Annotated in this window: 11 protein-coding genes; 7 read left to right on the plus strand and 4 right to left on the minus strand. The window is 38.5% G+C overall.

Annotated features, from left to right (window positions below; genetic code table 11):
* Window positions 1-49: 49 nt before the first annotated feature.
* The 4 genes from OTK01_RS00820 to OTK01_RS00835 form a co-directional block, all read right to left on the minus strand.
* Complete coding sequence (locus tag OTK01_RS00820; protein WP_029228463.1) at window positions 50-571, minus strand: nucleopolyhedrovirus P10 family protein; 522 nt, start codon at window positions 569-571, stop codon at window positions 50-52.
* Between the two features lie 70 nt (window positions 572-641).
* A complete protein-coding gene (locus OTK01_RS00825; RefSeq protein ID WP_029228462.1) occupies window positions 642-1,649 on the minus strand; it encodes a sodium:calcium antiporter in 1,008 nt (335 codons plus the stop codon).
* A 109-nt stretch (window positions 1,650-1,758) separates the two neighbouring features.
* Window positions 1,759-4,416, minus strand: a complete 2,658-nt coding sequence (locus OTK01_RS00830; RefSeq protein WP_029228461.1) for a calcium-translocating P-type ATPase, SERCA-type — start codon at window positions 4,414-4,416, stop codon at window positions 1,759-1,761.
* A gap of 325 nt (window positions 4,417-4,741) precedes the next feature.
* Entirely contained in the window at window positions 4,742-4,999 is a 258-nt protein-coding gene (locus OTK01_RS00835; protein WP_269011810.1) for a cupin domain-containing protein, read from the minus strand.
* A gap of 371 nt (window positions 5,000-5,370) precedes the next feature.
* Here OTK01_RS00835 and OTK01_RS00840 point away from each other — a divergent pair, with 371 nt between their 5' ends.
* The 7 genes from OTK01_RS00840 (at window position 5,371) to OTK01_RS00870 (ending at window position 12,736) form a co-directional block, all read left to right on the plus strand.
* A complete protein-coding gene (locus OTK01_RS00840) occupies window positions 5,371-6,465 on the plus strand; it encodes a class II glutamine amidotransferase (RefSeq protein WP_029228459.1) in 1,095 nt (364 codons plus the stop codon).
* Entirely contained in the window at window positions 6,462-7,970 is a 1,509-nt protein-coding gene (locus OTK01_RS00845; protein WP_029228458.1) for a glutamate synthase-related protein, read from the plus strand. Before OTK01_RS00840 ends, OTK01_RS00845 begins: the two co-directional genes overlap by 4 nt.
* 3 nt (window positions 7,971-7,973) lie before the next feature.
* Window positions 7,974-8,441, plus strand: a complete 468-nt coding sequence (locus OTK01_RS00850; protein WP_014041759.1) for a 4Fe-4S dicluster domain-containing protein — start codon at window positions 7,974-7,976, stop codon at window positions 8,439-8,441.
* 20 nt (window positions 8,442-8,461) lie between these two features.
* The gene (locus OTK01_RS00855) at window positions 8,462-9,730 is read left to right on the plus strand and encodes an NAD(P)/FAD-dependent oxidoreductase (RefSeq protein ID WP_013433555.1); all 1,269 of its coding nucleotides are present in this window, start codon (window positions 8,462-8,464) and stop codon (window positions 9,728-9,730) included.
* A 1-nt stretch (window position 9,731) separates the two neighbouring features.
* The gene (locus OTK01_RS00860) at window positions 9,732-10,484 is read left to right on the plus strand and encodes a GltB/FmdC/FwdC-like GXGXG domain-containing protein (RefSeq protein WP_013433554.1); all 753 of its coding nucleotides are present in this window, start codon (window positions 9,732-9,734) and stop codon (window positions 10,482-10,484) included.
* Window positions 10,485-10,579: 95 nt separating this feature from the next.
* Window positions 10,580-11,071 (plus strand): HD domain-containing protein, encoded by a 492-nt coding sequence (locus OTK01_RS00865; protein ID WP_029228457.1) that lies wholly within the window; start codon window positions 10,580-10,582, stop codon window positions 11,069-11,071.
* Between the two features lie 96 nt (window positions 11,072-11,167).
* Entirely contained in the window at window positions 11,168-12,736 is a 1,569-nt protein-coding gene (locus tag OTK01_RS00870; RefSeq protein WP_029228456.1) for an L-lactate permease, read from the plus strand.
* The last annotated feature ends 165 nt before the right edge of the window (window positions 12,737-12,901 follow it).

Here is a 12,901-nt window from a genome sequence, read left to right on the forward strand (position 1 = left end):
ATAAAAAAGCTGCCCCGTAGATTGGCAGCTTTTTGTATGTGAATGCTCTTTAATTCTTTACACCTTTCAAAAAAGCTATATCTTGCATATTCTTCCCACAAACAGATTCGATTACAACCATGTCTTTTTCAAGCCTTGTTATCTTCTCAGAGTTTTCCTCGGTCTTTACAAAAAGCAGCTGGTGTTCTTCTTTGTTTTTTGATATCTCAGAAGAAAGTAGCCCTTCAATCCGTGCAAGCTGATGGGTAAAATTGTCATGTTCCGCTTTGTTTACCTGCGCTAAGTGCTCTAAGGCTTTTAGAATCTGGGTGTTTTCTGCAACCTGAAGTTCTAACCTTTCAACTCTCGCCTCAAGTGAATCCATTCTCTTTTCAAGGCTTTCTACTCTTCTTTCGAGACTCTCAACTCTTCTTTCGAGACTTTCAACTCTCCTTTCGAGGGCTTCAACTTTCTTTTCAAGGTTTTCAACCCTCTTTTCAAGGCTTTCAACCCTCTTTTCAAGCCTGTCAACCTTTTGGTCAACTGCAGTTACTTTTTCAAGTATTAGCTCCAGTATTTCCCTATCACTCATTGTTTTTCTCCTCAAAGCTTTGCTTGTTTTTCTTAATTATAACACAAACAAGGAATAAAAATCTATACAATTATATCCAGAAAACATAAGCTATAAATATAAGATACAGCACTCCACCAAACAAAAGTGCAATGGGATTGACATTCTTCTTAACTTTTACCCAAATAAGATTTAATACAGCAGAGCAGAAAGCCAAAATTGCCGAGACCATTGTGATTCCTTTCAGGTTCCATGGTGTAAAAATTATGCCAAAAACAACAGGAACAGATGACTGAAATACCATAGCACCTGTTATGTTTCCGAGTGCAAGTGTGTCTTTTTTCTTGCCAATCCATATTACAGAGTTCAGCTTTTCAGGAAGCTCTGTTGCAATTGGTGTGATGATGATTGAAAGAACAAGTGCTGAGATTCCAATCAAAGTTGCAACTTTCTGGACATATTCAACAAAAAGGTGTGCACCAAAGATTATTATAGCAAGTGACAGAATAAGCTGGACGCTTATCCAAAGAAGGTTGTTTGGAAGTTTTAAAAACCTTGTGAAATACAGCTCTTCAAGCTCTTGAGTTTCTTCATTTTCAGACTCATCCGCAAGCGTCTTTTTTACATAGATAAGATAAGCAACAAAAAGAGTGATAGCAATTATTGTTCTAATTAGCTTATGGTTTTGTATAAAAGTTGTAGCAACAGCAATGCCATAGACAATCATAAAGTAGGTAAGGTCTCTTTCAAATACGCTCAGGTCAACATTCATTTTTAAGGTTCTTTTTTTGAGCAATGTGTAAACTATAACTGCCAGCCCTGTTATGAAAAAAGCAAGTGTTCCAAGCATAAAAGGTGCACCGGCAATCGCACCAATTCCAACTTCATTTGAACTTTCACCCTTTGAAAAAAGAATGGCAATAATGGGTATAATGGTTTCTGGTAGTGCAGTGCCAACCGCAGCTAAAATGCTCCCAACTGCTCCCTCGGCAAGGTTTAGCTTTTTCCCGAACCATTCAACAGCGTTTGTAAAAAAGGTACAGCCCATAAGTATAACAAATAGAGAAATAATTAGTTTCAAGATATATCCTGCTACCATTTTGTCATCCCTTTCTTTTGTTAATGTTTCTCAATAAGAATACTACTCTTAAATAAAAAGTGTCAAGAAGAGGATGCTTTCTGACCTCTTCTTGACAAAGCTTTTGGAATTATTCTTTATGGAAGTGCCGTGTAAAATATTTTACAACTTCCACAATAGGGATAATAGAAAGTGACGCAAAAATTACGATTGCCCACTGTGAAAAGTTAAGGTATGCGAGCTTAAATAGCTCTCTCAGCGGTGGAACTAATAGCACTACAACCTGAAGCAAAAACGAGGCTATAAAAGCAAGATTTAAATATTTGTTTGAAAATACACCCATTTTGAATAGCGAATTAATGTTTGAACGCACATTGTATGCATGTGTAAGTTGTATGAGGCTGAGCGTCATGAAAGTCATGGTGATTGCAGTTTTGTGGTCATATAATTTGTTTCCTATAAAGAATACCATTAATGTTATCAAGCCTTTTAGAAAACCTTGATACAAAATTGAAAAGCCAAGCCCACCTGCAAATATATTTTCTGAAGTTTTCTTTGGTTTTCTTTTCATTACATCACTTTCTGCTTTTTCCATACCAAGTGCTAAAGCAGGGAACGTGTCAGTCACAAGATTTACCCACAGGATATGAATTGGATACAATACTACCCAGTTTAAAAGTGTTGCCAAAAAGAGTGTTACAACCTCTCCAATATTTGAAGAAAGCAAAAACTGTATGGTTTTTCGTATATTGTCATAAATCTTTCTTCCTTCTTCAACAGCTGCAACAATTGTGGCAAAGTTATCATCTGCCAAAATAACATCAGATACGTTTTTGGTAACATCGGTTCCGGTTATTCCCATACCAATTCCAATATCAGCAGCTTTTAATGCAGGTGCGTCGTTTACCCCATCGCCTGTCATAGCAACTATTTTGCCATGACTTTTCCAGCTGCTTACAATTCTTAATTTGTGCTCAGGTGAGACTCTTGCATATACTCTCACTTCTTTTACTTTTTCTTTTAACTGTTGGTCATCTAATTTCTCAATTTCGCTACCAGTCAAAACTTGTGAAAGTTCATCTTTGCTTGTATCAATTATTTTTAATTCTTTTGCAATGGCTAAAGCTGTATCTTTATGGTCTCCTGTTATCATCACAGGTGTGATTCCTGCTTGGTAGCACACTTCAACTGCTCCATAAGCTTCTTTGCGTGGCGGGTCAATCATTCCAACAAGTCCTATAAAGATGAGGTTATCTTCAATGGTATTTTTATCTTCTAACTCATTTTTATCAATTTCTTTGTAAGCAAAAGCCAATACTCGCAGGGCGTTTGATGTCATTTCTTTGTTTGCTTGCAGGATTTTTTGGCGTATATTTTCATCAAGTGGGAGTATTTCATCATTTACCATTATAAACTTACACTTATTAATTATTACATCGACAGCGCCTTTGGAAAATACCAGAAGTTTTTGGTCATTTTTAATCTCATGCACAGTTGTCATCATTTTTCTGACAGAATCAAAAGGTACTTCATATACTCTCTTAAAAACCTTTTCGATGGCGTTCTTGTTCAATCCCTTTTCATAAGCAAATTTTACTAAGGCAATTTCGGTAGGGTCACCTATAAACTGGGGCTGTTTATCAACCAAATCAAGTTTGACGTCATTACAAAGTGCCATTATCTGAAGTAGGGTTTTAGTTGCATTATCTTCATGTTCAAGATTTTCGCTCAAGTTATCATTACAATAGACTTTCACAACATTCATCTTGTTTTGAGTAAGTGTCCCCGTTTTGTCAGAACAAATAACTTCTACTCTTCCTAATGTCTCAATCGAAGAAAGTCTTCTTATTATAGCGTTTCGTTTTGCCATTCTTTGAACACCAATTGCCAGAACAATTGTTACAACAGCGGGAAGTCCTTCAGGGATTGCAGCAACAGCCAATGACACAGCTGTCAAAAACATTTCAAATACATCTCGCTTATAAAGCAATCCTGTCACAAAGACAATAAATGCAATTGCCAGAATTCCAACTGTAAGATATTTCCCGATTTCTTCTAACTTTTCATGAAGAGGAGTTTTAGTATCAATTGCAGATTGGAGGTTGACAAAGTTTGCAATTTTGCCTATCTCTGTTTTCATGCCTGTTGAAACAACCACACCTTTTGCTCGACCATATGTTACAATTGTTCCCATGAAAGCCATATTGGTTCTCTCTGCAAGAGGTGTTGACTCAGCAAGAACGTCATTTGCATCTTTTTCAACAGGGACAGATTCTCCAGTTAAAGCTGACTCATCAATTTTAAGATTGAAGCTTTCAATGAGCCTCAAGTCTGCTGGAACAATATCCCCTGCTTCAATCTCAATTATATCGCCAACTACTATTTCATCGGTTTTAATCTGCATCAGGTGGCCATCTCTGTAAACCTTTGCATATGGCATATTAAGTTTTTTGAGAGCATCAATGGCTTTTTCAGCCTTTAGTTCCTGGGCAACTCCAAAGACTGCGTTGATGAGCAGTACTGCCAAGATGATTGCGGCATCTGCTGCTTCGCCAAGAAGAATTGAGATTATAGCCGCAGCAAACAGTACAAGTACCATTACATTTTTGAATTGTTCCAGGAAAAGAGCAAATATGGATTTCTTTTTTCCTTCTTCAATTACGTTTTTTCCATATACTTTGAGTCTTTCTTCTGCCTCTTCAAAGGAAAGTCCGTTTAAACTGGTTTTAAGATTCTCCAAAACGGTCTCTACAGTTTTAGAGTGAAAATCAGAAAAATTTTGATTCAAGCTCAAATCCCTCCTTCTTCAAAAGTGTTTTGAAGAGCTTTTAAAACTGCTGACAAAAACTATTATGGGTTTTGCAAAATCTTTTTAAAGACAAATAAAAAAGACTTTTAACATGTGACGGTGAATCACATGTTAAAAGTCTCGCACACCCTATTTTGGGCCCTTATCCCCAGAGAAAGGTCTTTTAAAATACCTTTCTCGCGAATGTTGAGGACAAGGCTTTTGGTGCTACTCCCTTTTAACAAAGAGCAGAACCTATTTTTAGTTTTTATCCAAAAGCTATTTATTATTTTACAGTAAAACTAAACTCTTTTCAATACCATATTTATAGCTCATACTGATGCCCTTTTCGTCTTTTGCCCATCAATGGTCCTTCAAGCCAGAACATTGTTGGGTCTTCTAATGCCTCAACTATTTCATGAAAGTCGCCCATCTTGGTCCAAAGCATGTCACCTTTTTCAAGTATGTATTCTTTCTCTTCTGAAATGACCTTTAACTTCCCTTCAAGCACAAAATAGTACTCATCACAGTCATGCATATGCCTTTCTACAATGTTTTTCTGCCCTTTTTTGTAATAAGCTATACCCCACTTTGCTTTGGCATTTTCTCACCTCTAAAAATTCATTTTTCGGTCTGACTGTGTTATACTTAAATTCTACCCTATAACCATTGCAATTAAAAGATACAATCAAAATTTTTTATCTTTTATCTTCCTGCATAAAGGTTTACAAGCTTCACATCAAAATTGCAAGTTTTTTGTTTTCAACTTGCAGCTTACAAAAAATTCTCTTCAATTTATTATTGATTGTTTAACAATTTGCTGCTATAATTAAACTTAACCCATTGTATACATGTATAAATGTTGTTTTTTGTATGCAAAAGATGTTATTTTTTTAGAAGTAAAAAACTCAATAGTAAATAATTTTCAATTTATATACACAGGAGGTATAGAAATTGTTAAGGGAAGGGCAAGTTAGAATTCCGTCTGGTTGTGCTATTTCGGGGTTTATTAACAAAAAAGGTGTGAGGATTTCTGGCACAGACATCATCAATTCCATTGCCATCATGAAGGAAAGAGGAAATGGGCTTGGTGGTGGATTTGCAGCGTATGGAATCTATCCTGACAGAAAAGATTGGTATGCTTTTCACCTATTTTTTGATGATATAAAGGCAAAAGAGGATACAGAGCACTTTTTAAACCATAACTTTGAGATATTGGAAAGCGAAGTAATTCCAACAAGAAAGGTTTCAAGCATTCAAAACAGCCCGATTGTCTGGAGATATTTTGTAAAGCCACTTGAGAAAAGATTGAGAGATACAGAAAAAACAGAAGAGGATTTTGTTGTTGACAGTGTAATGTTTATAAACAGTAGAATTGACGGTGCGTATGTATTTTCAAGTGGCAAGAACATGGGTGCATTCAAAGGGGTTGGATATCCAGAGGACATAGGCGAGTTTTTCAGGATTGACGAGTACAAGGCATATATCTGGACAGCGCACTCAAGATTCCCAACAAACACGCCAGGCTGGTGGGGCGGTGCGCATCCGTTTACACTGCTTGACTGGTCAATTGTCCACAATGGCGAAATTTCGTCATATGGAACAAATTACAGATACTTAGAGATGTTTGGTTACAAGTGTACACTTAGGACTGACACAGAGGTCATGGCATACCTTTTTGACCTTCTTTTGAGAAAGCACAAGCTTTCTGTTGAGATTGCAGCCAAAGCCCTGGCAGCTCCGTTTTGGAGTGTGATTGACAGACAGAGCGAACAAGAAAGAGAAAAGCTCAAAGCAATAAGAGCAGTGTATGCATCTTGCTTGGTGAACGGGCCGTTTTCGATAATCTTGGGATTTTCAAATGGAATATTAGCGCTTAACGATAGAATTAAGCTGCGACCGCTTGTTGCTGCACAAAAAGGTGATTTTGTATATGTTGCATCTGAAGAGGCAGCAATAAGAGAAATCTGCAAAGACCCGGAAAAGGTCTGGATGCCAAAAGGCGGAGAGCCTGTGTATGTTACTTTGGACGAAGGGGTGATAGTATGATTTCGCTATATGAAAATGAGTTTGAGGTTGTAAGGGATGAAACAAAGTGCATAAGATGCAAAGTTTGTGTTCGCCAGTGTGCAAATGAGGTTCATGAATATGATGAAGAGGAAGACAGAGTAGTTGCAGACTCATCAAAGTGTGTTGCATGCCATAGATGTGTTGTTATGTGCCCAACAAAGGCGCTTACCATCAAAAAGACAGAAAATGCATTCAAGGAGAACGCTAACTGGACACCTTCTTATATAAATGAAATATACAAACAGGCAGAGACAGGCGGAATACTTTTAACTGGTATGGGAAATGATAAACCAATACCAATTTACTGGGATAGGCTCTTAATAAACGCAAGCCAGGTTACAAATCCGTCAATTGACCCGCTGAGAGAGCCGATGGAGCTCAAAACATTTATTGGCAGAAAACCTGACAAGCTTGAGTTTGACGAAAATGGGAATCTTAAAACAAAGCTTCCGCCCCAGCTTGAATTAGAAGTACCTATTATGTTTTCTGCAATGTCGTTTGGTTCAATATCGCTCAATGCCTGTGAGTCTTTGGCAGCAGCAGCTGTTGAAGTGGGAACATATTGGAACACAGGCGAAGGTGGACTTCATCAGAAGCTCTATAAATACAAAGAAAGAGCAATTGTTCAGTGTGCATCAGGAAGATTTGGTGTTGACGTTGACTATTTGAACGCAGGTGCGGCAATTGAGATAAAGATTGGTCAGGGTGCAAAGCCGGGAATTGGCGGGCACTTGCCTGGTGAGAAGGTTGGCGAAGAAGTATCAAGAACAAGAATGATTCCAATTGGCTCTGATGCTATTTCACCAGCTCCGCACCATGATATTTACTCAATTGAAGATTTGCGCCAGCTCATATTTGCTTTAAAAGAAGCAACAAACTATACAAAACCTGTGGGTGTTAAAATTGCAGCTGTTCACAACGTTGCGGCAATTGCCTCTGGTATTGCAAGAGCAGGTGCTGACTTTATCACAATCGATGGTGTGAGAGGTGGCACAGGTGCAGCACCACTCAGAATTAGAGACAATGTTGGTATTCCAATAGAACTTGCTTTGGCAGCTGTTGATTCGCGCTTGAGAGAGGAAGGAATTAGAAACCAGGTATCAATCATTGTTGCAGGTTCAATTAGGAATAGTAGCGATGTTGTGAAGGCTATAGCACTTGGTGCTGATGCAGTCTACATTGGAACAGCGGCGCTCATTTCATTGGGCTGTCATGTTTGCCAGAAGTGCCATACAGGAAAGTGTAACTGGGGAATAGCAACACAGGACCCTGTTTTGGTAAAAAGACTCAATCCTGAGATTGGAGCAAGAAGAGCAGCAAACCTTTTGAAGGCTTGGAGCCATGAGATAAAAGAGATGCTGGGTCTTATGGGAATAAATGCTCTGGAGAGCTTGAGAGGAAATAGACTTATGCTCAGAGCAGTTGGACTTACAGAGAAAGAGATGGAAATCTTAGGTGTCAAGCATGCAGGAGAGGGGGTATAGGCTTTGGCAAAAAAGATTTTCCCGAAAGAAGATGTGTGTGTAGGGTGCCACCTGTGCGAGGTTTACTGTGTGTATGCTCACTCTAAATACAAAAAACCAAATGCGAAGGCTCATGAGCTTGTAAAGCTTTATATAAAGCATAAAGATTCAAAACCAACACCGAGAATTTTGGTTGAAGAAAAAAGTGGAACTTGGACCACATTTGCCCTACAGTGCAGACACTGCGATGATGCTCCATGCACAAAGGCGTGTATCACAGGTGCAATGAAGAGGCTTGAAGATGGAAGGATAGTTTGCGATGAGGAAAAGTGTGTTGGGTGCTGGTCGTGCATAATGGCATGCCCACACGGGGCTGTGCGAAGAGGTGAGAACAAGAAAGCTGCATCAAAATGTGATTTGTGCTTGGAGCTCGGCGAGCCTGCATGTGTCAAGAACTGTCCGAATGAAGCCCTTGAAATCAAAGAGGTGTAAAAAGGGGGAAGAGCTTATCAATGAAGTATGTTATAATAGGTAACTCTGTTGCTGCGTGCGGATGTATTGAAGCAATAAGAAAGGTTGATGCGCAAAACCCTATTGTTGTTATATCAGATGAAAAGTACAGGGTATATTCAAGACCGCTCATCTCTTACTACCTTGGCGGGAAAGTTGACGAGAGCAAGATGTATATCAGAGATGAGGACTACTATGAGAAAAACAAGGTAGAAACAAAACTTGGCAAAAAAGCAGTAGCAGTTGATTTCAAGAACAAAGAAGTTATACTTGACGACGGTGAAAAAGTAAAATACGACAAACTCTTAATTGCAACAGGTGGAAAGCCTTTCATCCCGCCTACAAAAGGGTTTGAACTCAAAAATGTGTTTACATTCATAAAGTTTGATGATGTGAAGGCGATAGATGAGGCTATCAAAAATGGGGCAAAAAAGGCGGTAGTTATTGGTGCGGGCCTGAGCGGGCTCAAAGCAGCAGAAGCACTCATCAAAAGGAATTTAGATGTAACTGTTGTTGAGCTTGCAAACAGGATTTTAGGTTCTATACTGGATTTGGAGGCGTCAAAAATAGTCCAGGATGAGCTTGAAAAGCATGGTATAGTTTTTAAGCTTGAAACATCTGTTGATGAGATAATAGGCGATGGCAAGGTTGAAAAAGTAAAGCTCAAAAATGGTGAGGTTTTAGATGCCGACATAGTTGTGTTTGCGATAGGTGTCGTTCCAAACATTGACTTTTTAAAGGGCACAGAACTCAAAATCAACCGCGGAATTGTTGTAAACAACAAAATGGAAACAAATATAGAGGATGTGTATGCCGCAGGTGACTGTGCAGAAGGATACGACTTTGTATTTGAGCAGCAAAGGGTAATTCCAATCTGGCCAAATGCTTATAACCAGGGCGAGACAGCAGGATATAACATGGCAGGGGTTGAAAAGACATTTGACAGAGGTTTTCCAATGAACTCAATAGGGTTTTTTGATGTGCACATGATAACAGCAGGAATTGTTGTGCCAACATCAAGTGACATAGAAGTCTTGGTAAAACATGACAAGGAAAAGAATACTTACAGAAAGATATATCTCAAAAATGGCAGAGTTGTTGGCTTTATGTTTATAAACTCAATTGACAGAGCAGGTATGATAACTAATATGATAAAAGAAGGCTTTAACGTTGAGAGTATAAAACACAGGCTTCTTGAAGAGGACTTTGGATATTTAGATTTGCCAAAGGAAATAAGGCAAGAGAAGATTTTAGGGGGTGCAAAAGCTTAAAATGGCACACAACAAGCTTACAATAGATGCAAAAGGCATACATTACAAAGAATTGAATGAGATGATAGAAAACGCTCTGAATGAAGGATATAAAGAGATAGATTTGGTAAACGTAAACGGCCAGCGTTACATTGGCGATGGATTGACATTCCCGGATAGAAAACTTAACATCTATGGCACCCCTGGAAACGACATGGCTGCGTTCATGAACGGCCTTACAATTGAGGTATTTGCAAACGGTCAGGATGGTATTGGAAACACCATGAACGCAGGCAAGATAATAGTTCATGGTTCTGCAGGGGATATTATAGGCTATGGAATGCGCGGCGGCGAGATTTTCATAAAAGGCGATGTTGGCTACAGAGTTGGAATTCACATGAAAGAGTATCAAGACAAGATTCCTGTTTTAGTTGTGGGTGGAAAAGCAGGGGATTTTCTTGGTGAGTACATGGCAGGTGGAAGGATAATTGTGCTGGGTCTTACATTAAAAGATGGTGAGCCTATAACAGGGCTTTACTGTGGCACAGGTATGCATGGTGGTGTAATGTATCTTCGCGGAGAACTGCAGCCATATCAGCTTGGGAAAGAGGTTAAAGTTGTTGATATGGAAGAAGAGGATTACAAGTTCATTGACAAATATGTTACAGAGTTTGTAAAGCTTTTTGGATATAGCAAAGAATATATAATGTCAAAGCCTTTTTACAAGCTAATTCCTTACAACAAACGCCCATATGGAAAGCTGTACGCTTATTAATAATCCAGAATATGACATCTGGCCAGTGGCAGAAGATTGTGCCATTGGCCGTTTTGCAATTTTACTGGGAAGTTTTACAAACAGGGGGTTTTAAGTTGGACTCTATTGATATAATTGCCTTACAGATGATAAAATATTTCAAAAATGATGTGAGAAGAATAAACCATGCACTCAAAGTGTTCTCATTTGCAAGGCTGATTGGAAAGGCGGAAGGTTTGGACAGTAAAAAACAGTATGTTTTAGAAGCTGCTGCGCTTTTGCATGATATTGGTATTAAGGTGTGTGAGCAAAAATACGACTCAACAGCAGGTCATCTGCAGGAGATTGAAGGACCAGAGGTTGCAAAAGAAATTTTGTTGCCCATGAATATTGAAAAAGACACACTTGAGAGAATACTTTTTCTCATTGGCAACCATCATTCATATTCAAAGATAGATGACATTGACTTTCAAATCCTTGTTGAAGCAGATTTTCTTGTAAATATATATGAAGACTCTGTGGAAATCGAAACAATAAAGAGTATAAAGCACAAATACTTTAAAACCACGATGGGACTTTTCCTGATTGAAAAGATGTTTGAAGTATGAGGTAGAACTGGTAGCATGGCCGGCTGCAAATAGGATTTGCGCTGGTCTTCAAAAAAATAAAATCTGTAGGATGGTAGAAGGGGGATTGATGGTAGTATGGATTTATTTTTAAGTGTCTTACCAATTCTGCTTGTCTTATTTCTTCTCATCTTTGCAAAGAAGACTGCAGATGTTGCAGGGCTTGTCGGATGGGTGGCAACAGCTTTAATTGCTATTGTGTATTTTAAAACCTCATTTGATGTTGTGTTAAAATCATCCATAATGGGATTTTTAGCTGCTCTTCCAGTTTCTTTAGTTGTTGTCACATCAATCCTGCAGCTCAATGTCATGGAGTCAGCAGGTGCGATGAAAAGAATTATTGTGTTTGTAAAAGGCTTATCAAAGGATGACAAGGTGTTCCAGGCACTGATTCTGAACGTAGGGTTTGGAACATTTTTGGCAGCAACCGGAGCGGTCCCTGTGACTGTGCTTCCACCAATTTTGATTGGTCTTGGTTATTCCACCTTTGCTGCAATTGCCCTGTCTGCAGTCGGGTTTGATGCGCTGTGTACATATGCTCTTCTTGGTACACCTTTGGTTGTATTTTCACAGATTGCAAATGTGGATTTGATAACGTCAGCAAGATACTTTTTGCCATTTGTTGGAGTTGTTTCATTTACAATATCTCTTGCAATGCTTTTTATAATTGGCAATAGCAAGTTTGTCAAAAGAGGGTTTGTGCCTGCTATAATTGTCGGGCTTACATCCTATGCAGCAGCAGAACTAGCAATTTTGGTAAAAGCACCAGTTATCACTGGCATCTTTGCAGGGATTCTTATAATGCTTGTCATGATGGCAATACTCAAACTTCTTGGCAAAAGAGTATATGACTCAAGCCATTTTACAGAAGAAGATAGAAAAGTTGAAAAAACAATGGGGATAATAAAAGCAACATCGCCGTGGATACTGCTGGTTGTCTTTATTCTAATTACAAATCTTATTACCCCTATAAGAGAGTTTCTATATGACAAACTTTCAATGCCAGTTGAAGTAATGAAAGGTCCAAAAATAAAGCCCATTTTCACAAGGGTAATCTGGCAGTCATACACATGGATATTGCTCTCAACAATTATTTCAATCTTCATCTTCAAAATGAATGGCAAGGAACTGAAGAGTGTATGGGAAAAGACAAAATCAAGAATTCCAAAACCTTTCTGGTCTTCAACTGTGTTTTTCCTGATGGCTTATGTCATGATGTACTCAGGCTATCAAAAGACATCAAACGGGTATGAACTTTTGCAAAAGACTCACAACATTGTGTATGTGCTTGCAGAATATTCGGCAAAAGGATTTAAAAACGCATATGCTTTTGTTGCTCCATATCTGGGCATCTTGGGCGGTTTCATTACAGGTACTGAAACATCCACCGTTGCCATGTTTGCAAAATATACCATTGAAACCTCAAACTTGCTTGGGCTGTCGCCGCTTTTGATGGTTGCAGCTGTTGCGTTTGGTGGTGGGCTTGCCTCTGGAATATCACCGTCAAAGCTTCAAAATGCAGCTGCTGCAATTGATGCGATTGGCCAGGAGTCAAAGGTCTTGAGAACAACGCTAATAATTTCCCTCATCATGGCGTTTGTTACAGGAATAATAAGTTTTCTGTTGAGAGGGTATACAATTCATTGAGAAAAAATATAGTTGAAAAAGAATCATATGAAGTGATATAATTAAATCAAATACAAAAGGCAACAAGAGATGTAAAAAGGTTGCCTTTTCTTTTGAAAGTAATTGAAAACGCTTTCTATTTTAATTACAAGCCTTTTTTTTGCCCCCAGCACAATTTTTAAAAGA

This window comes from Caldicellulosiruptor acetigenus (assembly GCF_026914305.1).
GTDB classification, from domain to species: Bacteria; Bacillota; Thermoanaerobacteria; order Caldicellulosiruptorales; family Caldicellulosiruptoraceae; genus Caldicellulosiruptor; species Caldicellulosiruptor acetigenus.